The sequence below is a fragment of the Ruegeria sp. H7 genome (assembly GCF_056532945.1).
In genome coordinates, this window is the sequence record NZ_JBQFNZ010000004.1 from 135,629 (window position 1) to 158,864 (window position 23,236).

14 protein-coding genes are annotated in these 23,236 nt (G+C 61.7%); 4 read left to right on the forward strand and 10 right to left on the reverse strand.

The annotated features are described in order from the left end of the window. Positions 1 to 190: 190 nt before the first annotated feature. Positions 191 to 1,675: a caspase family protein gene (locus ACR0AC_RS11200; protein WP_480873402.1), complete on the reverse strand. Its 1,485-nt coding sequence runs from the start codon at positions 1,673 to 1,675 to the stop codon at positions 191 to 193. Between the two features lie 151 nt (positions 1,676 to 1,826). Between ACR0AC_RS11200 and ACR0AC_RS11205 the strand changes: the two genes are divergently transcribed. Continuing rightward, positions 1,827 to 2,882: an OmpA family protein gene (locus ACR0AC_RS11205; protein ID WP_170630601.1), complete on the forward strand. Its 1,056-nt coding sequence runs from the start codon at positions 1,827 to 1,829 to the stop codon at positions 2,880 to 2,882. Positions 2,883 to 2,910: 28 nt separating this feature from the next. On the opposite strand, the gene ACR0AC_RS11210 is transcribed toward ACR0AC_RS11205, so the two are convergent. The 4 genes from ACR0AC_RS11210 to ACR0AC_RS11225 form a co-directional block, all read right to left on the reverse strand. Further along, the gene (locus tag ACR0AC_RS11210; RefSeq protein ID WP_480584197.1) at positions 2,911 to 4,842 is read right to left on the reverse strand and encodes a caspase family protein; all 1,932 of its coding nucleotides are present in this window, start codon (positions 4,840 to 4,842) and stop codon (positions 2,911 to 2,913) included. A 19-nt stretch (positions 4,843 to 4,861) separates the two neighbouring features. Then, on the reverse strand, positions 4,862 to 8,368 hold the full coding sequence (locus ACR0AC_RS11215; protein WP_480873404.1) for a two-partner secretion domain-containing protein: 3,507 nt from the start codon (positions 8,366 to 8,368) through the stop codon (positions 4,862 to 4,864). Positions 8,369 to 8,381: 13 nt separating this feature from the next. Then, the gene (locus ACR0AC_RS11220; protein WP_480873406.1) at positions 8,382 to 10,097 is read right to left on the reverse strand and encodes a ShlB/FhaC/HecB family hemolysin secretion/activation protein; all 1,716 of its coding nucleotides are present in this window, start codon (positions 10,095 to 10,097) and stop codon (positions 8,382 to 8,384) included. 203 nt (positions 10,098 to 10,300) lie between these two features. Continuing rightward, a complete protein-coding gene (locus tag ACR0AC_RS11225; protein WP_480873408.1) occupies positions 10,301 to 11,140 on the reverse strand; it encodes a M15 family metallopeptidase in 840 nt (279 codons plus the stop codon). Positions 11,141 to 11,306: 166 nt separating this feature from the next. On the opposite strand from ACR0AC_RS11225, the gene ACR0AC_RS11230 reads away from it, so the two are divergent. Genes ACR0AC_RS11230 through ACR0AC_RS11240 form a run of 3 tightly spaced genes read left to right on the forward strand, consistent with a single transcriptional unit; the run spans position 11,307 to position 15,370 of the window. Continuing rightward, a complete protein-coding gene (locus ACR0AC_RS11230; RefSeq protein WP_170622542.1) occupies positions 11,307 to 11,882 on the forward strand; it encodes an OmpA family protein in 576 nt (191 codons plus the stop codon). Positions 11,883 to 11,918: 36 nt separating this feature from the next. After that, positions 11,919 to 14,126, forward strand: a complete 2,208-nt coding sequence (locus tag ACR0AC_RS11235; RefSeq protein ID WP_480873410.1) for a protein kinase domain-containing protein — start codon at positions 11,919 to 11,921, stop codon at positions 14,124 to 14,126. Positions 14,127 to 14,134: 8 nt separating this feature from the next. Then, on the forward strand, positions 14,135 to 15,370 hold the full coding sequence (locus ACR0AC_RS11240) for a hypothetical protein (RefSeq protein ID WP_170622540.1): 1,236 nt from the start codon (positions 14,135 to 14,137) through the stop codon (positions 15,368 to 15,370). Here ACR0AC_RS11240 and ACR0AC_RS11245 read toward each other — a convergent pair. From ACR0AC_RS11245 to tssK, 5 genes are all read right to left on the reverse strand, one after another. Further along, positions 15,367 to 16,089 carry a PP2C family protein-serine/threonine phosphatase gene (locus ACR0AC_RS11245; protein WP_480873412.1) on the reverse strand — a complete coding sequence of 241 codons (723 nt, stop codon included), beginning with the start codon at positions 16,087 to 16,089 and terminating at the stop codon, positions 15,367 to 15,369. The two genes, ACR0AC_RS11240 and ACR0AC_RS11245, sit on opposite strands and share 4 nt — an antisense overlap. Then, positions 16,086 to 16,772 (reverse strand): type VI secretion system-associated protein TagF, encoded by a 687-nt coding sequence (tagF, locus tag ACR0AC_RS11250; RefSeq protein WP_480873414.1) that lies wholly within the window; start codon positions 16,770 to 16,772, stop codon positions 16,086 to 16,088. Before tagF ends, ACR0AC_RS11245 begins: the two co-directional genes overlap by 4 nt. Continuing rightward, complete coding sequence (tssM, locus tag ACR0AC_RS11255; protein WP_480584211.1) at positions 16,772 to 20,344, reverse strand: type VI secretion system membrane subunit TssM; 3,573 nt, start codon at positions 20,342 to 20,344, stop codon at positions 16,772 to 16,774. Before tssM ends, tagF begins: the two co-directional genes overlap by 1 nt. Next, complete coding sequence (icmH, locus tag ACR0AC_RS11260) at positions 20,344 to 21,792, reverse strand: type IVB secretion system protein IcmH/DotU (RefSeq protein ID WP_170622536.1); 1,449 nt, start codon at positions 21,790 to 21,792, stop codon at positions 20,344 to 20,346. The genes tssM and icmH overlap by 1 nt, the downstream gene beginning before the upstream one ends. Before the next feature lie 98 nt (positions 21,793 to 21,890). Then, positions 21,891 to 23,231 carry a type VI secretion system baseplate subunit TssK gene (tssK, locus tag ACR0AC_RS11265; protein WP_170630620.1) on the reverse strand — a complete coding sequence of 447 codons (1,341 nt, stop codon included), beginning with the start codon at positions 23,229 to 23,231 and terminating at the stop codon, positions 21,891 to 21,893. Between the last annotated feature and the right edge of the window lie 5 nt (positions 23,232 to 23,236).

A 23,236-nucleotide genomic window follows, 5' to 3' on the forward strand; every position in this document is an offset into this window, starting at 1 on the left:
GTCCAGACGGCCATCCGTCGGGGCGAAGGATGCAAGCGTCATAGAGCGCTCCTTTCGCGCACGGGCTGATAGGCGGGCTGAGTTCGTAAAGGCCGGGCGTGATTCCGAAAGATCTGACTGAGCCGTGGGTTATACGACTAATTTGCTCAGGATTTGCAAATGGTGTTTTTAGGGCGCAATCCAAGGACGCTCAGCCCTGGCACCCGTCAATTGCCCAACGGCGCAGATTGACCTTCAACCCGCCGCCGAACGGATGCTGTTTGGCCACGTTGCCTGCTGCCGGACGTTTGACATAGGTCTGCGCCTGTTCGCACAGCGCGTCAGCGGTCCATTGGTGACAGTTCGAACAGTTCTGGTTCTTCCACAGTTCATCCGGCAGCCCCTCGATAGGTGGGAATTGCGGTGAGCCTGCGACCAGCTCTTCAATCGTTTTGCCGCGCACATGCGAGTTTCCGAAGGTCAGGACCGACTGCATCGTCACCGCAGCCGAGGCGTCGATGGTGCCGGTGGTCTGGGTATCGGGGGCCTTCACGTTGGGCTCGGCCTTGCGAGTCATTGTCTCGCCCTGCAACTGCAGCGCCGCCAGCCGTTCGATGGCCTGATCCGAAAACGCGCCGTCCGGGAAGCTGTGCAGGTAAACCTCGTAGGAATGAATCGAATCGTCCACCTGTGCCAGTTCGAACATCAGACGGTCGGTTTCATTGGCATCGGCCACTTCGGGCTCCGCCTCGGGGGTTGGGGGCGTCAGGGCGGTGCCGAAGGATTCGGCCAGAACAACCTGCAACAGATCGCTGGCCTTGTCGGCGTGGACGCTTTCGGGAAAGCTGCGCATGAACAGCATGATCTGCACCGGATCGCGCGAGTTCACGGCCTGCTGCCACTGTTCCTCTTCGCTTTGCTGAGATTGAACGATCCGGGTTTCAGTCTCCAGCGAAAACGCGAAATCCTGCGTCAGGGACGAGGTATCCCACGGCGTCTGCAAGCCGCGCGTCTGGTCCAGAACCTCGACCCGGACCTTCTTGAACAGCTGCTCAATCGCCATGCCGGGCGTTTCGATATGTTTGGCCAGGCTCAGGGTAAAGGGACTGTTACCGGTCTCACCATCCAGCGCAACGCCACCGGGATCGGTCGCATAGGCCAGAAAGGTGCCGGTGGGCGCCTTCATCTCGGCCAGACCATTGTCGTCCATATCGGCCAGATCTTCGAACGGGTTATTCCGGCAAGCGTCCAGAATCACGATGTTTGTCTTGTTGTTGGCCGAGGCCATCTGATGCAGGACCGAGCGCGCCTCGACGGCCATCAGGTCCAGATCCGCCGGGTCGTCCAGCGACACATCCACCGGCAGCAGATAGTTCGACCCGAAGGACTGCACGCCATGGCCTGCGTAATAAAACAGACCGACCGCATCCTCACCACCGCGCCGCAGATCGCGCCCGAACTGGGAAATGGCGCGCTTCATATCGATCTGATTGCTGTCGGACAGATGCCGGACCTCGAACCCCAGCCCTTCCAGCTTTTCGGCCATCAGACGCGCGTCATTGACCGGGTTGTCCAGCGCAGAGACCGAACCATAAGCGGAATTGCCGACCACCAGCGCAATGCGCGGCTCGGCCATGGCCGTTGCCGCCCACGTCATCGCGAAGATCGCAATCAGTATTCTGCACAGTCCAAGCACGTCTGGTTCCTTGATCCTAATCTTCGGCCTTCGCCCGTGATCCCTGGGCATCATTCAACCCGGAAATCCCTTACAAACCTTTTTGGGCTTTCTTATGGCCACGCCCTGCCATATCCCGAAAAAGGTATCAAGAATAGGAAGAGGTTCACACATGCCGCATTCAACCCTGATGCGACTCGTTTCTGCGATAGCCGGGGTGCTGATCGCACAATCCGCGTGGGCACAAAACGTGGATCCGTTCGAACATGGCTGGAAACTGGATGCCGCAGCCTCGGAACTGCAATTCCTGTCAGTGAAAAAGAACTCGGTCGCCGAAAATTCCGGGTTTGCCACATTGTCGGGTGTGATCGGCCCGGACGGGGCGGCAGATATCCGGGTGCAGATGGACAGTGTCGATACCAAGATCGACCTGCGCAACGTGCGGATGCGGTTTCTGTTTTTCGAGACCTTCAACTTCCCCGAGGCCGTGATCACCGCCCAATTGCCGCCCGAACAACTGGTCGATCTGCATCAGTCCCGCCACAAGATCATCGATCTGCCCTATCGGCTGACCCTGCATGGCGTGACCAAGGACAGCGTGGCGCAGGTGGCGATCACTCTGGTCGATAATGACCGGGTGGCAGTGGCGAACACGACGCCGATTGCCATCGCCCTGCCCGATTTCAATCTGGAAGAAGGCCGTGGCAAGCTGCAAGAGGCTGCTGGCGTCGATATCCTGCCCTTTGGTTTTGTCAGCTTCGGCTTTGTCTTCGACCGCGCCAAGGCGGGTACACCGCCGCAACTGGAACTTGTGTCGGCCACGCCGGGTGCGGCCGCGCTGGAAACCAAGGGCGATCTGGACCGCACCGCCTGTGAGGGCCGGATGGAAATCCTGTCGCGCACCGGCAATATCTATTTCAATTCGGGCAGTGCGCGGCTGAAAACTGACTCGATCCCGCTGTTGACCAATCTCTATGACATCGTGGATCGCTGCCCCGAGCTGAAGATCGAAATCGGCGGTCATACGGACAGTGACGGATCGGATGCGGACAACCTGGCCCTCAGCGAGCGTCGCGCCCGTGCGGTGAACACCTACCTTGTCGAAAAAGGCATTGCGCCCGAACGTCTGGTGACAGTGGGCTATGGCGAAACCCGTCCCGTGGTCTCGAATGACACGGCAGAGGGCAAACGCCGCAACCGCCGGATCGAGTTTGTTCCGGTGAACTGATCCCACCCTGCCGGGCGGGGCTTGGCGTCTAGTTCGCGGCCAGAATGACCGGGTCGAACCCGCCACTGCGCCATTGGCGCAGAGCCTCGACAAAGTTCGGCCCCGGTACACCGTCAATGGTGCTGTTGTAGTAACCAGCGGTCTGCAAGAATTTCTGCACCTCCATCAGCGTGTCGCGTGACCACTGGTCCGAGGCGAGCGAGAGCTGATCGAGGATCGCGCCGTTATCCTCGGCCGCACCGCGCAGCAGCATACGCGCGGCCTCCTGCGGATCGCGCGGGATGCCGCGCCCTTCGTCCAGCAGAATGGCGGCGGCCAGATAACCCTGATACTCGCCGTTCTGTGCCGCCTTCTGGAAATAACCAAGCGCTTGCGCAGGTACGCCCGCCGCCCCATCTTGCGCCAAAACGCCCAGATTGAAAGTGGCCTTGGCCGAACCTCCGTCAGCGGCCTGTTGCAACAGGGCAATGGCGCGCGCCTCGTCCTTGGGCACGATCTGGCCTTCGAACAGGGTGACGGCCAGATTGATCATCGCATCGAAACTGCCCCCGGCGGCGGCCTGTTCATACAGGTCCAGCGCGCGGGTCATGTCCTGCGGCACGCCGGTGCCGCTTTCATGCAGTTGCGCCAGCGAGACCATGGCCCGCAAGTCGCCCTCATCCGCGGCCTGCTTATACAGGGTCACGGCCCGGTCAACATCCCCGGCGGCAATCGTGGCCCGCGCCAGCAAGGCGACGTAATGCGACAACTCCGGCGATTGTGCGGCGGCGGCGCTGCATGCCTGAATCGCGGTCAGGGCGTTTTCCTGCAACCGGGTGAAGGGCACGCCGGGAATGCTGGCGGTGCGGTCCCTTGGGTGGGTCGCCAGTCGCTCGCAAATTCCGCCCGGCGTGCTGTCTTCGGGGCGCGGCACCGACGCGATCAACCGTCGCGCCTGATCGACATGGACACCATCGGGGTATTGCTCAAGGTAGAATTCCAGCAAAGGCCGCATCCGGCTGCGTTGGGCCAGTTTCCACAGACGCTCGGCCTGTTCATCCTCTTCCTCAACCGACAGCGCGCGGGTCTGCGGACCCGCCTGCCCGGCGCGGTCAAGAAAGGCCACAACCTCATTCACATGCGCGCCTTGCGGATAGCGGTCGACATAAAGCTGCATCAGCGACGGTTCCTGCGAGTTCGCCGCCACCTGCCACAACAGCGTCTCTTCCGAGGCCGTTACGGGGCTGTTGTCAAAACGGAACTGCCGCGTCAGCGACGAGTTGTCCCACGGAATCTGCCGCCCGCCCGTCGAGGTCAGCACATCCTTGCGGACCGAGATCAGCAGGTCAGAGATATCCTGTCCCGGCGTATAGATATGGCTCAGCAGAGCCTCGGTGAAGAAACTGTTCCGACCGGTGCCGTCATAAGCCACGTTGTCGGGCTGGGTGGCGTAGGCGAACAGGAAATCCGCTGCGCTGCCGACGCGGGCCAGACCGTTATCGACGCTGATCCCGGCATCCTCGAACGGGTTGTCGCGGCAGGCATCCAGAAACACCAGGCGAATACCGTCGGACCTTTCCATCCGGGTAACGAATTCTTCCATCGCAACGGTCTGTTCAGGGATGTCCGCCGCGCTGGTCAGGTTGGCATCGACCGGAACCAGATAGTTGCGCCCCCCCACCTGAAACCCGTGCCCGGCATAGAAAAACAGCGAAACATCCGAATCCGCCGCTGTCGCGCCATAGGATTCCGCCAGCGACAGCATCTCATCCCGTGTCAGATCCATCCCCAGAAACACGTCAAACCCCAACCCTTCCAGCGCAAGGGTCAGGTCCGAGGCATCGTTGATCGGGTTGTCCAGCGGGCTGACGGACGCATAGTCCGAATTGCCGATCACAAGGGCCACGCGTTTATCGGCCAGCGCCATGCAGGCACTGATCAGCGTCACCAGAAAGGCCGCACAAAGACGGATCACGAACATAGGCTATGCCTCCGAAGGATTACAGACCGATGGCGCGGCTCAGGCCGATTTCGGCTTGTCCAACGGCCGCCACGATCGACTCTACCTGCTGGTTCTGGACGCTGACAAGTTCCGGATCGGTTGCTCGTATCAATGTGATCGCCTTGCGAATTTCGCGCTGCGCCTGACGGATCTGGCGGCGGGCTTCCTGCACTGCTTCACGACGGATCGCCGAGCGCTCTTCGGCGGTGGTTGCAAGTGCCAGACGGCGGTTGGCGTCATTGCCGGCTTCGCGAATACCGGCGCTGGCGCCGCGAATGATGTCACCCACGGATTCAAGCCCCGGCGGCAGACCGCTGACAATCGCATCCAGATCCGAGGCGTAGTCGTCCATCGCCTCGGCCAGACAGGCCAGATAGGCGCTGACATCGGCCCCTTGCGAGGCACAGGCCGACAGCGTGGCGTCAAAATCCTGCGAGGCGTTGTCGACAGTACCAAGCGCGGTTTCAGCCTCGGTGACGGTGGTTGTGACCGTGCCACCACTGCCACCGCCGGTAATTGTCGTGTCCACAGTCGGCGTGATCTTGATCGTCGGCGTCGGCGGGATGGTGACGATGGTGGTTCCGCCCCCGATCACAGCCGTACCGGGCAAGGCCGCCACCGTATAGACCTGCCCCCCGGAACTGGTCAGCGACGAGGTGTTCAGCGTAAAGGTCGTGGTCCCGGGCGACGTGCTGGCGAAATTCGGCGATCCAAAGATCGGCGATGTGTTCAGACTGTCCGAAGCCGGGCCAAAGCGATAAACCGACGGGCCGCCTGCCACGGTACCGGTGGCCGTTGCGCTGCCGGTTTGCCCCTGCGCCACGACCAGCGGGTTGGGGATGGCAAAGACCACCGGCGACGTGGTGTAGTTCGCCGGGTTCGTGCTGCCGGTGCCCGGTGCCCAGACATTGGCAAAATCCCAACCCTGCGCCGAGGCACGGTTGTAGAAGCTTTGGGTATTTTGCAACTGCGCGGTGGTCAGGCCCGTGCCCCCGGCGCTGGAACTTTGACCGGAGGTCTGGGTGTTCCAGAAGGACGCGCCGACCGACCCGGAATTGCTGCCGACCAACCCGCCAAACGTCGGGGTGTTTATTCCTGAAAAACCAAGACTACCGGTTGAGTACGTGCGGTTAATCGTTCCGCCGACATTCCTGCCGACCAACCCGCCCAATGTCGCTGTAAAGGTCTGCACATCTGTCAGATTGACGCCAAATACATCCGAGGTTGAGTAAGAATCGGTAATCGAGCCCGAGTTCACCCCGACCAGTCCCCCCATAGCATGTCCGCCGGCGGTTGTGCCCAGAACCGCACCCGAGCTGTTGGACCGGATGATCGAGCCCGAGTTGTCTCCGACAAGACCGCCCGCAACAACAAAGTCTGATTCAATTGTAAACACACTCACAGAGGCAGTAGAAAAGCTGTCGATGATGGTCCCGGTATTGAACCCGGCAATGCCACCTGCCTCAAAATCGGTGCTGGTATAGCTGCCGGACACCATGACGCCGGAAATCGTGCCGTTGTTTGATCCCGCCAGAATGCCGCCCTCGGCCGAGGTGACATCGGCATTGGTAACGCTCAGGTTGCGAACGGTGCCGTTCAGATCACCAAAAATGCCACCAAAGGCAAATGCATCGTCGATGAACAGGCTATCAATCGCAAATCGGTTGCCGTCGAGCGTGCCGTCGAAGTCCATCGGCTCAAACCCTCGCGTCCAGCCTGAGGTCACCGAAGCATCGATGTTGTTTGCCAGCTCAAAGTTCTGACTGGACCCAACCAGCCCCTGCAATCCGTAAATGTCGGTCAGCCGGTACGGGTTGCCAGCCGTCCCTGCCCCGCCAAGAACCCGTAGGAAGGTGCCGCCGGATTCGATGGTGAAATCGGCGGCAAAGAAGGATGGCAGGGTGCTGGAAATCTGCTGCCACGATCCGTTCAGCAAGGTGAATGCGCCCACATTCACGATGCCTCCTGCCCCGGTGGTGATCGTGCCCACTGCATCGATGATCAAGCCACCATTGGTGTTGATCGCGCCGTTCAAGACGACGTTGTTGTCTGCAAGCAGCGTCAGGTCGAAACCGGACGTCCAGTCGATATCAGCGTTGATCGTGATGTTGCCGACATCCGGGCCCGTCCCGGACGTATCCAGCGTCACGTCTCCATTCGCAAGGTTTGCCTCAAGCGTTGCTACGTCGATGGTGCCGGGAACCGTGATGTTCGTCGGGTCCAGCAACAGGTGTCCGACCGTTCCCTTTGGTGCGCGCAGATCGGCAAGCCCGCGATAGACCAGATCCTGCTTACCCGACACTTCGGCAAAACCGCCATTGCCGCCCTGCGCCCCGCCACGGGCCGAGATGTTGCCGTGGAACTCGGTCAGAACGTCCGACCAGATGATGATCTCACCGCCATTGCCGCGGTTGCCGCCGTCCGAGATGATCCGGGTGTCGCCATCCACATAGGTCGAATGGGCCGTCTGCAATCCAGCGCCGCCCTGATAGTTTCCGCCGACCCGGATGTTGCCGCCCTCGCCATTACCTGACCCGCTGGCCTTCAGCGTCGCACCACGCAGTGCAATCGCCTCACCCGTGATGGTGATCGATCCGCCATCCTGACCGCGCGCCACCGGGCGGGGCGAACTGGCCACAAGGGTCTTGGCCGAGGTATCGATGCGACCGCTGACCTCAACCGCGCCGCCGCTGCCGCCCAGCACCACCGCCCCGGACACACCGCCGACCGTGCGCGCCTCAATCACGCCGGACATGTTGATCACCTGCCGCGCCGCATTGCGCGCGCTTGCTGCCTTGAGGTGGACGATCCCGCCATCCGCCTCGATCCGGCCCGAGTTGGACACCAGCGCCTCCATCGAGGCATCGTCGCTGTTCGACGGCACCGCAACCTGCAGGAATCCGTCGCCCGACACGTCCAGAGTGACCTTTTCACCGGCCCCAAGACCCACCTTGCCCAAAGGCACACGGATCAGGCCCGAATTGGACACTTTGCCCCCAATCAGCGCCGCATAGCCGCCGGGTACGACCGAGATCGTTCCGGCATTCTCAACCGCAGCCGAGTTGCCATTGCCGTTGTAGCGGTAGCGCCCGTTCAGGAAATCGTCATCCGAGATATTCAGGGTCGAGGCTACAAACCCAGCCGTGTTCACATGCCCGTTCGGGCCAATGAAAATACCGTTTGGATTGACCAGATGCACCTGACCGTTGGCGTTCAGTTGTCCGTGGATCTGACTGGTGGTGTCGCCCGTGACCCGGTTCAGGATCACGCTGTTCTTGCCCGGTTGGTTGATATTGACGGTCGAACCCTTGCCAATCGAGAACCCGTTCCAGTTCACGATGGCCGCGCCACTGTTCTGGTTGATGTTCAGTTGAGCGCCGTTGGGCTGGGTGATGACCACATTCCCGGCTGCCACCGTCCCGCCATTGGGCAACGATTGCGCCAGCGCGGTGGTGCCCCACAGCAGGGCCGAGGCCGAGGCCAGTGCAAAAAGCCCGTGTTTCATAGCTGTCGCGCCGTCAGAACCGGCGGCTTGCAACAATGCTGAAGCGGTTTCCGTCTTCCCCCAGATCATCACGTTCACCTCTCCCATATTCAACTCGTACCGACCCGGACCGATAGGCCGAATCCTCAATCGTAAACACGTCAAAACCGACGCCGTAAGAATAAGCCGTTGTTGTGCTTTGCTCAAAAAATGTGGGCTGTTCCACCCCAAGTTCACCATATGCGCCAAATACGTATGGCTTGAAAATAAACGGAAAATCGGCAACCTGAACCTGTTGCGAACGGCCAACCTCACCGCGCAGCACCCAACCATCATCGCCGCGCAGCTCGCCCGCGTCAAATGTGGACAGCTCGTTGCTGCTGGCAATGCTGAATTGTTCCGAGGTCACCAGCGGGTCGCCAAAGCTGGTCTGGACGCGGCCATTGACGTTCACCGACCAGTTTGCGTTCAGCGGACGCTGATACTGCGCCGACAGCACCAGCTTGGTAAATTCGGCACTGGCCCCCTGCCGCGACAGGGGCGTATCGCCCGGCCCGACCGAGGCACTGGCCCCAAAGGCATCCAACCCGCGCGACAGCACGGCCCCGGCGGTCAGGAAACCGCCATTGGTCTGGTTCCAGCTGGCATCCACCGTCGCCCGCAGCACGCTGAGATCATCGTCATAAATCGGCAGGTTCAGCGAGCCCACCAGCAAATCCTGTGAATCGCTGACCCGATCGAAGATCAGTTGCGAAGATACATTCAGTTTCCGCGTCCGGATCCACGGGTAATACAGCCGCAACGACAGGCGCTGGAACGTGCTTTCATTGGGCAGAAAATCCGAGTCCGGCTGCGCCACGCTGGATGTGACCTCGGCATTGAAGGTCAGCCCGTCATAGCCGATCGGGAACACGGCCCCCGCCGCGGCGATGCGATATTCCGGATCGCTGGAAAAGAACCGGGTCGGAGAGCCGCCGAGGTTGAAATAGAAGGTCTCGCCCATTTCCAGCGCGCCATTGACCTCAAGCCCCAGGCTCAGGTTCACCGGGCCAAGCTGATCCGACAGGGTGTTGTCGAACCCGTAAGAGCCGGTGATCTGCTTGAACTGGCCATCCAGTGTCAGCACTGTGCCGCCCCGCGCGTCGCCCGCCGACAGGGTCGAGGCCAGACGGATGCCAAACGTATCCCCCGCCAGCAGCAGGGCGCGTTCGATCTGTTGCAGCTTGATGCCACGCTTGCCGATCAGCGGCTTGGTGATCTCAACCACCCGCGCGCGGGCCTGTTCGGGCACTTTCTCGGCGTCGATCCGTTCGATGAACCCGTCGATCACCACGATGCGCAGGGTGCCACCATCGCGCAGGGTCTGCTGCGGCAACACAACCCGGCTGAGGACAAAGCCCGCATTGGTATACGCGCCTTCCAACTGGTTGGTGGCGGCAAAAATCTCGGACACTGCAACGCGTTTGCCCGTCAGCCGTTCGACAAAACCGGCATTTGCGGCCTCCATCTGCGGCAAGGCCCCTTCAATCCGGACGCTGCCGACGGTGACAAACAGCCGGTCGGCCCCTTCGGGCGCCGGTGCGCCGGGATCGCGCGCAACCGTAACCGGCCCGGTCCCACGCTGATTCTGCGGCTGAAATGTCGAGGGCGCAAGGTTCGACGCGCTTTGTGCCAGTGCCGTCTCTGCCGCGCCGAAAACACATAGCGCAGCAAGGGCTGCCAGACACACAAACTGTCGGACCCACATCATATTAAAGGTAACCTTTACGCATTTTCCGACCTGCCCCACGCTGTCGTCTGCAAATAGCAAATCCCAATCAGGGGACCAAAGCAAGGTTGAACTCAAACTTCTCTGGCCACCGTTGAAATTGCCCCACAACCTGAACACAGTTATCCGGCACCCGTCTGTGTCTGACTTCACAATGTGCCGATTTTATTATCGTTTTTTCGAATTCAGAGCAGCCCGGCCTCAACCCATTCTTCGATCTTGTTGCGGCTGACCTCAAAATGCATCGAATCCTCGCGCCCCCAGGCAGCCCCCCAGACCCAGCCTTCATCGCGGAAGAAATCGGCCAAAATGGTCAGACCCAGCTGGGTTTTTCCATCGCCCAGCGTGTCCAGAACCCCGTCGATGTTCAGATCGACCGCCAAACCGTAAGCATGCGCCGACGCGGATGAGGTCGCCCCGCGAATGCGCCGCACACACAGCGACCCGGCAGTGTTGATACGGTCATACAGGTCCGGGTCCGTGCGCTGAATATTCTCGAACACATTGCGCAGGGAATCGACAGCCGGTTTCAGCATCCGCACCCGCACGGGGCCTACCTCTTCCAGCACCAGCAGATCTTCCAGTCGCGGGTTGGTCATCGACTGGCACTCATCCGTCAGATCCTCGCGCGGCAGGCCGAACGTGTCGCGCAGGAAGGACGAATTTGCCAGCTCCAGCCCCTTGTTCACGTTGTTGCGGTTGGCGATCAGCACGACCTGCGCGTAAGCGTCTATGATGTCGTTCGGGCTGGACCGGTCAAACCCGTAATCATCAGCGGCCGAATTGTCCTGCGGCACAACGGCCGAGTTGTTTTGCGATCGCGACAGCTCCAGCGACAGGCGTTCGATCTGGTCGCGCATATCCTCGACCTGCTGGCTTAGCATTTCGATCTCGATCCGGGCGCCCGAATCGATGGCGGGGCCTTCGAAATTCTCCTCAAGCGGGACAATCAAAGGGAAAACATACCAGATGATCGGGGCCAGGATGATGGCCACACCCAGAATTATCGCTGGAACGATGCGCATGTCTTTGGATTTTCCTATTTCCGCCGTCTTCTCACCCGAACCTAGAAGCCACCCGTCGGGATGTCACGTCATTGCACCAAAATGAAGGCCAGAAGTGTGACTTTCTTCATTGTCGGTTGTCGGGCGCAGGGGTACTCTTTGCGTGAAACAGGTAAGGAATAGGTATATGTCCACGTTTTTTTCGCTGAAATTCATCGGGGCCACGGCTTTTGCCGCCCTGTGCACCACGCAGATCGCGCTCGCGCAATCCAATGATCTGACAGCCGACGAAATCACCGACGCGTTCAACAAGCAAAAGACACGCGGGCTGGTGATCGTGCCCTCGACCGGCGACGACGCCGCAGCAACGGATGATGCCGATACCACCGTCGCTGCCGCGCCGACAGAATACCAGCCGGTTGCCGCCGAAGATCAGGTGAATATCCAGGTCCGGTTCGACTTTGCCTCGGCCGCGCTGCGCGATGATGAAAAGCCCAAGCTGGCCGCCCTGTGCGAGGCGATGAAGGGCGTTGACGTCAACGTCTTCCAGATCATCGGCCACACCGACAGCGCCGGTTCCGCCGAATACAACCAGAACCTGTCGCTGCTGCGCGCCAAAGAGGTCAAGCGTTTCCTCGTCGGCGATTGCGGCATTGCCGATGAACGCCTCGAAGTGCTAGGCGTGGGTGAGGCGGAACCGCTGAACAAGGACAATCCGCGCGCCGATGAAAACCGTCGCGTCGAATTCCAGGCCCTCGGCTGATCGCCACACCACCTGACTAACAAGACTGAGGGCAGTATGACTGAATCCCGCGCAGGCGACCTGTTTCAGCCGGGCGATCTGGTGAACAATACCTATCGGATCGAAGCCATCCTTGGGCGGGGCGGTACTTCTGACGTCTATCGGGCCCGCTCGGAAATTTCCGGGCGGCTTGCCGCGCTGAAGGTGCTGAAGGCCGAGTTTTCCAGCAATGACGACTATCTTGTCCTTCTGACGCGCGAGGAAGAGATCCGCGACATCCGCCACGATGCGGTTGTCCGCTATTCCGAAAACAACCGCACCGCCGATGGCCATGTCTATCTGGTGATGGATTATGTCGATGGGCCGGGTCTGGACCAGAAGCTTCGCGAAGCTCCGATGCCCGCCGGTGACGTTCTGACCGTGTGCAAACGCGTGTGCGAAGGGCTGGAGGCCGCCCATGCCCGCAATATCGTCCACCGCGACCTGAGCCCCGACAACATCATCCTGCGCGACGGCGACCCGGCGCAGGCGGTGATCATCGATTTCGGCATCGCCAAAGACACCAATCCCGGTGCTGAAACCATCGTCGGTGGCGAGTTCGCCGGGAAATACGCCTATGCCGCGCCCGAACAACTGTCGGGCAAGACCGACCAGCGCACCGACATCTATTCACTGGGCGCGCTGCTGCTGGCCAATTTCCGCGGCCAGAAGGCCGATGCGGGTCGCAACCTGCTGGAAGTGGTCGAAAACAAGAAAGAGCCTTTGGATACCGAAGGCGTGCCCGAGCCGTTGAAATCGATCCTCGACAAGATGACGGCTCCGAACCCGGATGATCGGTACCAAACAGCCGGAGAAGTGTTGCGCGCCCTGGCCACGGCCCGCAATAGCGCGCCCGCACCGGCAACGGATGATCTGGACGATGCCACGGTGATCAAACCGCGCGGCGAGGCGGTCGCGCCGACCCCCGCCCCAAAACCAGCCCCCGCCTCCACCCCAAAGGCCGAGGTTGCAACTCCGAAACCGGTACAGGTGGACGAACCGACAAAATCTCGCGGCTGGCTGGTCGCGGTGTTTGGCGTGCTTGCCGTCGCAGGCGTCGGCGCAGGCGGGTATTTCGGCGGGGTCTTCGACGGGCTGACCGGGCCGCAATATCCCGTTGCCGCGCCCTATACTCTGGTCGCCGACAAGCGCGACGGCCTGCCGCCGCGCGCCGTGGGCTTTGTGCCATCGGAAACCGTGCGCGACGCGATGACCGGCGAGATCACCGGCGAAGGGGGCGAGGTTGATCTGACGCTGGCCTCGGGCGACATCTCGGACAGCTGGGGCACCGCCGTCGTCGATGTGATCGACGCCGCCATGCCGCTGGACGAATGGCGGCTGGTGGTCGAGGGCAATCAGGCCCGCCTGACCGGACAAACCACCGATCAGGCACTGCATGCGCAGTTGGAACAACTTTACTCGGCCGGTCTGCCTGCCGGGTTGCAGGGGTCGGCCGAAATCGAACTGGAATCCCTGTTCCTGTCCCCCGAGGAGGTCCGCCCGATCCTGTCAGGCATGGCAGATTGCGGCGCCCTGACGCTGGTCGACGTGCCAACCGCCGGATATGGCCCGGAAACACCCATCGAAGTCAGCGGCACCCTGGCCTCGCGCGACAGTCTTGTGGGTCTGGACACCGCGCTGACCGCGCTGGCCGGACCGCGCCCCATCGATCTGGATCGGGTGGCGCTGCTGAACCCGACACTGTGTCTGATCGAGAACTTCCTGCCCTCGGCCCCGACCAGCGATATCTCGATCGCCTTCTACAACGGCGAGCAGAACAACGCCCCCAATCCGACCGGCGATTTCATCGTCGGCCAGAACCCGGTGATCGACGTGGACCTGCCGGATGATGTGCAGGACGGCTATCTGTCGGTGTCGGTGCTGGATGTCTCGGGCAATGTGTTCCACCTGCTGCCCAACGTCATCCGCCCGGACAATTCCATTGCCGCGTTGCGCGACGGGGATTCCGGGCCGATGTCCGTACGGGTGGCCTATTCCATCCCCGAAAGCCAGGACAACGGCGGTATTGCCTTTCAGGTCGATGACAGCGCCTTGGGCAAAAGCAAGGTGATCGTGCTGCACACCGACAATCAGCTGTTCAACACGATGCGCCCAACCACCGAGTCCGCTGCCGGTTACGCCGAGGCGCTGCGCGAACAGGACCGCAATGTCGAGACGCAGATCCTGTCTCTGGACAGCCGCATCCTGACGACCTTGGAGCAGTAGGCCGCGTCATGCCCTGTTTCTGCAAATCCAATGCCGCAACGCTGCCCGGTCTGAACGCAACGGCCAACCTGTCGGTGCAGGCGGTGCCGCCGCAGATGATGAAACTGTTATCGCTGCTGGGCCTGCAGGGCACAGCCAGCGGACAGGCGCGCGCGGACCTCAAGCTGAACGCCATGTTGCCCGCGATGACGCCGGACATATACCTCAGGGCGACGATGAACGCGAAGGCACCCAACATCGCCCTGCCCGCGATCCTTCCGCCCGGTGGCGGTGGAGCGATTTCGCTGATGATGAAACTGGCGGCGACCGGTTTCCCCTTGGCGGACCCGCGCGCCCTGCTGGCCGAAATCCAGCAAGCGGTGCTGAGCCTTGCCGCAAATGTCATGCCGCAGGCGCAGGCCATGCCCAAGATCCCCGGCCCGCAAATGCAGAACATCACGCTGGCCGCCAAGATGACCTTGGCGCTGCGGGCACAAGGTATCTGCCCTATGGCGCTGGCCGGGCTTGATTATTCCTTTGAATCGGAAATGGAACTGGGCGAGGCCGGAAGCTCTCGTGGGACCTGCTCGGCGGCGCTGAACTTTGCCGCCTCGCTGCCCCGGATCACGCTGCCGCCCTTTGCGCTGCCACTGCCCAAGCTCAATCTGGCCAAGGAACTGGCGCTGCTGGCCCCGGCGGCAACCGCGCCGGGCGATCTGGGCCTGCCGGCCTTCTCGGACCCGAATCTGATGAAGGCGCTGATGGGCCAGTTGGCCGCCCTGTCCACGGTGCCAATCCCCAACCTGCCAATCTCGCTGGACGAGTTGCAGGCGCTGGCGGATCAATTGTCGGACCTGGCGACAATCCAAGAGGCATTCGGCCCCGACGCCCTGACGCCCGCTGGCGTGGCCCGGATCAATGCGATGCTCAGCTATGTGGCCCGGTTGAATATTCCCGTACCGCTGGATGCGCAGGCGCTGCAAATGCAACTGGACGCCCTGCCCAAGATCGACGACATCACCCAAGGTGCACAGGCCGCACAAAGCGGCGCGGTGAACATGGCCATGTCCATGAGCGTTCAGGCCCCGCCCATGCCTGTGCTTCCAACCCTGCAATCCCTTGCGAAAATGGCAAAATCCCTGCCCGGTCTGCCGTTGGGGCCATGCAACGCCTGTAATTTCGACATTGGCGCGATCAAAGACAGCATCGCGGGGATGCAACTGCCCTCTCCGCCCCCGATCCCGGCGCTGCCATCCGTATTCTAGAGAATATCCACCACCACAACGGTGATATTGTCGGCCCCACCCCCATCCAAGGCCACCTGCACAAGCTGGTCCGAGACCGTCTCTATCGGCATTTCCGACAGGGCTTTTTGCAGCATCGCGAAGGTCGCGTATTTGCTGAGGCCATCCGAGCAGATCAGGAATCGGTCGCCCGGCTGTACCTCGCCCCGGACCTTGTCCAGCTCCAGCTCCTCACCGACGCCCACCGCGCGGGTGATGGCGTTGGATTGCGGGTGTTGCTCGGCCTCATCCCAGGTCATCTGCCCGGCCAGAACCAGCTCGGCCACGACGGAATGATCCGAACTGAGCATCTGGATCTCGCCCCCGCGCAGCAGGTAAATCCGGCTGTCACCGGCCCAAAGCCCGACGAAATGCCCATTGGCCAGCATCAGACAGGCCACCGTGGTCCCGATGGTGCTGCCACCACGCGCCGCGGCTTCCTGCCGGATCACTGCATGGGCGCGGGTCAGCGCGTCGCGCAAAGCGCCCAACCGATCCGACGGGGCCAGACCGGGTTGGATCGAGGCCACCATGTCGGCCACCAGACGGCTGGCATAGTCACCGGCCTCGTGCCCGCCCATGCCATCGGCCACCAGCCAAAGGCTTTCCTCGGGCAGGGCCAGCACTGAATCTTCGTTGACTTTGCGCTTGTGACCGACATGGCTGCGTGCACTGTACCGAACGCGGTGACTTGAATTCATATTGGTCTTGCCTCGGTCCACAATGCGGCGTGAAGGTTGAACAAGCCTTGCATGTTTGCCAGTGCCGGTAAACCTTCGCAGACCATCATCCGCGGGACGCCACCGATTTCCGTGCTCCAAATGCTGGGAGTGCGATATCTTTGCGACATCAACCCGGCGGCCAGATCGGGCAGCACGCTGTCCGCGGCCTCGCCCCGTGTCAGAACCATCGTGCTCTCATACCCGCGGATCGGGGCGGTTGGTTGCTGCACCGGCACTGTCAGTTCGGCCAGGCTGGCAGCCAGCTTGTCGCGTGTCATGTCATCTTCAAGCGCGGCCAAAGCGATGTCTTCCAACTGGCGAAAGGTCTGATCCGTGCGGAAATGGGTCAGGATCGCCGATCCCTCGTTCGAGACCGGCGCCACCAACGTCAGCGGAAACCGCCGCCCGACACGGTCTACCGAAGGCATCAGCACACCCAGCATCTTCTGCGGCCCGCTCAAGCCCGGCGACAGGCAAAACCGCCAGATCGGCGCGGACATGTAATGCGCGTCCCATGCATCGCCCATCACCTGCGACACCGCCAGCATGCTGCGCTGAATCCATTCGTCCCATGGCTGCACAAAGGCGGGTGAGACCCCAAGCCGGAAGAAATCCCCAACCGAGGGCATCTTGCCAAATGCGCCGAACCCGTCCGCTGGCATCAGAACGACTTTGGACAGCTGAAGTTCTGCAACGCCGGCAGCGCAAACGGGTTGATCACCGAGCCCGATTGCAGCTGGAAGATCGCGATCCGACCGCCGACGTTAAAGATCACCTTCTTGCGGTCCGACACGTTTGTGCGCCGCACCTCGGCTGCGTCCAGCAACCTAAACCACGCCCATGGGCCGTCCTTGGACAACACGCTTTCGATATTGCGCTTTTCCGGCTCGAAGCTGACGCGCGCCAGCCCGACCGACCCCGGCCATGTCACCGCCAGGGGCGAGGGCAGCCCGCCGCGATGGCGGAATTCCAGCGACTGGCCATCAATCTCAAGTTTGACGCCTTTGGCCTTGGGATCCAGCGCCTCGGGCATGATCTGGAACTGAATCTGCGGCTGCGGACCACCGGCAAAGAACGCCTCTTTGATCTCGGCGGCGTTCTGGAACTGGGTCAGAACGGCCTGACTGATCCCCAGATCGGCCTCGTTCACACCCGATTTCCACGACCATGGCCGCGTGCGCATATCCACATGCTTGGCCAGATTCTCGTTGAAGAAGTTGTCGATCAGACCTTGCGGGCCAAACAGCTTGCCAAAATCGCCCATCGCCACATCCGCACCGGACCGGCGATTGAACGGATAGCGATCCGTCACCACCTGCTCGCAGAACGGCAGAACCGAGGCCTGCCAGCGCGCGTTGATCGACGACCGTGTGCTGTCCGAGGTGATCCCCGAGGACCCGTCGATGATCTGCACCGCCCAGCGTTCCATCGGGCCGGGAATGCGCGCGGCCTCTTGCTGGAACTGCTGCAAGGCTTGACCGGTCTGACCGTCCGAGACGCCGCTGAACGACATCTTGTTCAACTCCTGATACACACCCGTCAACGACCCCATCAGCAGATCAAGCTGCGAGGGCTGGCCCTCTTGCTGATCCACCAGATCATGCAGCCAGCTAAAGCGATCCTCGACATATTGACCGGGGGCCGCCACAGGCTCGGTCACGCTCGCACCGCTGGTTTTGGCCAGCGCCTCCAGCAGAATCTGCGTCTGGACCGAGGTGGCCGATTGCAGCTCCAGGCTGGCGGCGTCCGACAGCCCCTCGCTCAGCGCATCCGTGTCACCCAGAACCGAGCGGGTCTCGGTCAGCTTGGTCTCGTCCGAGATCGAATTCAGCACATTCACAATCGGCGAGGTGGGGCCGGACAGAACATTGGTCACTTCGACCGCGTGGCTCAGGCTTTCCATGGGCACGATATCGATATCGCCCAGCATCGCGTCATAGCGCGCGATATAGTCGTTGTAATACAGGTCAAGCACGTCCCGGCTGAGCGCGGCCAGCGCCTGTTCGGTCTGTTCCGCCTCGCCGCGCGGACCCAGAACCCAGCTTTCCTTTTGCACTCGTTTGGCAACACCAACGGCCTCGCCCACGAAGACGTTGTTGAACCCGTTATAGGTAAAGATGCCTTCAATACCGTCATTCAGCGGCTTGCCAGAGGAGCGCACCAGAACCCGGCCCACGGCAGGGCCGCCAACCTCGGTAATCCGCCATTCGGGCAGCGCGGTGGCGGCGGGGCTGGAGATGATGCCGTTATAAACCCGCTGCGCCAGCGGCAATTCGGACAGGATGCCCTGAATCTGCTCGACCATCGGGCCGTTCAGCGCGACCTCGCGCATCGGCTGGCTCAGCAACGCGTCCAGATGGTCATTCAGATCGGCCCGGAACTCTTCCCGCGCCGGACCGGGGAACGAAACCGTCCAGTCGATATTCATCCATTCCTTGACCAGATCCTGATTCATCGGTCCCTGCAGGCCCAACATCAGATAGACCTTCAGCGCCTCATACAGCACATCCGCGTTGTTGATATTAGCGCTCATCTGCTCTTCCAGACGCAGCAGCAGACGCGGCAGGAAGCGCTGGTTCAGTGCCGCGCGATAGGTCTGCGCCGCCTGCGTCCCGATCACGTCACCCTGATACAGACCATAGGTCAGGCGTGTTTCGGGGTCTGGGTCAGACAGGGTCGGGTTGGCGGGCAGATCGCGCAGCGTGTTCAGCGCCTGCACCACCGGTACCAGATCGGTATCGCCCACCGGGCTGGGCGGCAGGGTCGCGGCGGCGGCCTGATAGGCGGACACGCCCTCCTGCGCCTCGGCAATCAAATCCGAGTTGCCCATGAAGCTGCGCACCAGCAACGCACCAACGGTTACAGCGGCCACAACCGTCGCCGCCATCGAGGCCCATTTGGTGATCTTGTAACGCCGCTCGACCTTGTCATCGGCGCTGACCAGACCGGCCTCGCGGAAAATCACCTGATCGAACAGACGGGTCAGGAAATACGATCGGCCCGAGCCCTGCCCGGACCCGATCGCCTGACGCCCGATCCCGAAGGTGCGCGCCATGCCCAGCATCAGCCGGTCAATCGGCGTGCCTTCCTGCGTGCCAGAGGTGAAATAGACCCCGCGCAGCATATGGCGGTGCTGATATCGGCTGTCCTGAAACACTTCGGTCAGGAACTCATGCGCCACCTTGCGGACCGAGGCGACCTGCATTGGGAACCCGGCAATCAGCGCGCGGCGCTGCGGGTCGGTTTCCGTCTGCATCCGCTCCAGCGATTGCGCGTTCAGACGGCCCAGAAGCTGGGCAAACTCGTCATCAAACGCCGCGACCGGCGATTGCTCGGATTTCGACTTGTCCAGCGGCAGGGTAAAGCCCCAGACCTGTTCGCGGTCTTCTTTGCCCAAGTTGTCGTGGAATTCGGCAAAGCCTGCGATCAGGTCGGCCTTGGTGAACAGGATGTAGACCGGGAAACGCACGCCCAGCTTTTCACGCAACTCCTCAAGGCGGCGGCGCACGGCTTTGGCGTGTTCTTTCTGCGTGATCTCGTCCTGCAAGGACAGATCGGACAGGGAAATCGCAATCATCGCGCCGTTTATGGGCTGGCGTTTGCGGTACTTTTTCAGCAGATTCAGGAACCCGATCCAGGCGGCGTTGTCGACCTCGGCATCGCTTTCCTGCGTGGTATAACGCCCGGCGGTGTCGATCAGCACCGCGTTTTCCGTGAACCACCAATCGCAATTACGCGTGCCACCGACCCCGCCAACGGCGGTCTTGCCCAGCTCATCGGCCAGCGGGAAGTTCAGGCCCGAGTTCACGATGGCCGTGGTCTTGCCCGCACCCGGCGGGCCGATCATCACGTACCACGGCAACTCGTTCAGATGCCGCCGCCCGTTCTTGGACTTGCGCAGCGCCGCCATCGCGGTTTTCAGCTTACCGCGCAGCTCGGCAATCTCGCTGTCGATCATGTCGCCGCCATCGGCGACGGATTCCGTGATCTCTTCGGTCAGCTTCTTTTCACGCCTGCGCCGGATAAAGAATATGGTCAGCCCGATGATCAGGAAGATCAGATAGATGACGCCACACCAGATCAGGCGCGTGCCCGTACCGTCCAGCGGACGCCACTCGTCGGACCCGATCAGCGGGCCAAAATAGAACAGGCTGAATGACAGCACCGTGGCCGTGAAGAACAGCACGGTGTAGATCGACAAGAACACGTATCTCAGAATTCGGCGGAAATACATCAGTTCTCCTCCTGAACCAGCAGGACTTCGATCCGGCGATTGGTCGCGCGGCCTTCACGGGTTGAGTTATCGGCGATGGGCTCGCTGTCGGCCCGGCCTTCGGCGCTCAGGCGGTCCGGGTTGCCCATCTCAACCGCCATCTGGTTCATCACTGATTTCGCCCGCGCCAGCGACAGCGCTAGGTTTGACGGGAACCGGGACGAGCGGATCGGCACATTGTCCGAATGCCCCGCCACAATGACCGAGCCGGGTTCTTCATTCAGGGCCACAGCCACCCGACGCACCGGTTCGCGGAACTTGTCCTGCAAATGGTCCGAGCCCGAGCCGAACATGCCCGAGCCTTTGATGCGGATGATCAGCGTGTTGCCCTTTTCAAAAACCTCGACCAGCCCTTCGTCGATCTCGGGCTGCAGGAAGGCCACCACCTTCTCGACCTGCGGCTGCGCCTGCGGGGGTGGAGGCGGCGGAGGCGGTGCGCGGCGCTGCAATTCAGCCACCGGACCTGCATCGATCACCGACATCTGACCCACCAGGTTTTCGGTCTTGTTCGACAGCAGGAAGGACAGCCCGCCAAACTCGATCATCAACAGCAAGGCGGTGACGCCGACGGCGATCCAGACCGGTTTCCACATGCTGAGCGCGCGATAGGGTTTGTCGACCCCTTCCCAATGCGGGGACAGATCACGCTCAATCGCACCGCGCTGGCCGCGGATGATACGGGCCAGGCCCTGCCGGATTTGCAAATGCTTGTCCGAGCCACCCTGTTCGACGCGCAACCGCCCCTCGAACCCCAGCGACAGGCACATATAGACGAATTCCAGCAACTCGATATTGTTGGCCGGATCCTGTTCCAGACGGGCCAGAAGGTCATAGAAGCGATCGCCGCCCACGGTTTCGCGGTGGAACGTGCCGACCAGAGACTGCGTGGCCCAACTGGATTGTCCGCCCCAGGGCGTGTTCAGCACCACATCGTCCAGCGTCGCACACAACGCATAGCGCGCCACCTTGACGGTCTGGGCCGCGATACCCGCCTGTAGGGCGGCGTTTTCAAACGACCGCACCTCGGCCACGACGCTTTGGCGCAGCTTGTCGGGGTCCATATGCTGGGCGCGGTTGCGGATGCGGCTGATCAGAGAAAACAGCGGTGCAGCACACGCATTCAGCCTGTTCATGCCGGTGGTCGCCACCTCTTCGCCGCCGCCCGGCGCGGGCCGCGATTGCTGAGGCTGTGCCGGGGGCACGCCATAGCCAGCCCCTGCGGGCGCAGCAGCAGGTTCCGGCGCAAGCGACGGCTGCGGGATCTGCATCGGGTCCGGATACCCCGCCGGTTGCTGAGGCGCAGCAGGCTGTTGCGGCGCACCGCCTGCCTGACGCCGCCCGCCCGGATTGGGTCGGATCACCGTCTTGTCGGTATCGTCCGGTTCGGCGAAAGGATCTTTGTCGGACATCGTTTGACCTGTTTCCTCAAGGCTTCCACGTCACAAGTGTGACCCACTTGGGAAGCCCTATCAAATTGTTTCGGCGCAGCCAGTGATCGCGTTCACTCTTACTGGTTGCGGATCGCCCAAAGCTCCATCTGCAGCCCCGGATACTGGCCCGAGACATGCACCGCGATCCCGCCCGAAGTTGTCATCTTGCCCCAATAGGGGCTGGCCGCGTCCAGCTCGAAATAGACGACGCCGGAATGGTAGGGGATCTGGCGCGGCGCAACGGGCAGCGGGCGCAGCGTGATACCCGGCAGGGCCGAGTTCACAAGCTGGCGAATTTCCTCGACCGGGCCGGTTTTGGCCTGACCTGCGAAATGCCGCCGCACGTCTTCGGCGGGGATGTCGGCATTGACCGCCAGCACGAAGCCCGCATTGCCGATCAGCTTGCGGTCGGCAATGACACCAACACTGATACCGTATTTTCGTGGCTCCAGCGGGATCGAAATCGCCGTCTGCTCGAGAACCGAGCTGAGGTATTGGCGCAGGGTGCGGATCACCGGCGCGAAGGATTCCGTAAGGTTGTCATGCTGATAGGCCGGGAATTGCACGGCCTCTTTCTCGGTGCTCATGAAGGTGGCCAGTTCCCCGGCCAGCGAGGCGCAGACGCGGTAGGCGTGCTCGGGATGCACATTCTCGATATTGGCGAAATGGCGCACCAGCGGCAGGTTGCGGTTGATGGTCATCAGCAGCAGGAAGTCCGAAATCTCGGCGGCACCCTTCGCGGGCCCGCCTTCTGACAATCTCCCGGCCAGGGCCTGCATCCGGTGCGACAGCATCCCTTCCAATTCGTTCATGAACCCGGCCAGCGCGGGTGCCGCGCGTACATCCAGAACGGAGGGGATAAAGCCGCGATCCAGAATGATTTCCTTATCGGGGCGTACCTCGATGATCTTGGCAATTGGAATGGCCAGCTTGTCGGCCAGATCATCCACCGCCAACGCAAATTGCAGGCGCAGCTTGCCGATGCCCAGCGTCACCGGCTTTTTCTGCTGGCTCATCACGTCAGTGATTTCCTGTTCCGCCGGGCGCAACCGGCTGACCGATTGTTCGGCCCCGCTCAGATCAACTTCAGACGCACCCTGCCGCCGCTGCGGCACCGTCAAGTAGACCACGCAATCCTTGATCGTTTCGGGCACTTCCAGCGCGGGCGGGTGGTCTTCGGCTTGTGGCACACGAAACACTTGCCCGTCCGGGGTAAGCCCCGAGCAGGATTTCAGTGCAAACTGCCCAACCTTCAGAACCTCATCGTCGATCTCCAGCGCGCTGACACCCCAGGCATAGGGCGTGACGCGCCGCGCAAGGCCAGCCACCAGCGCCTCGGTATACCGATCCGCCTGCTGGAAATGATGGGGTTGTAGAAACAACCCTTCGGTCCAAAGCACCTTGCTGTCCCAGGACAATGGCT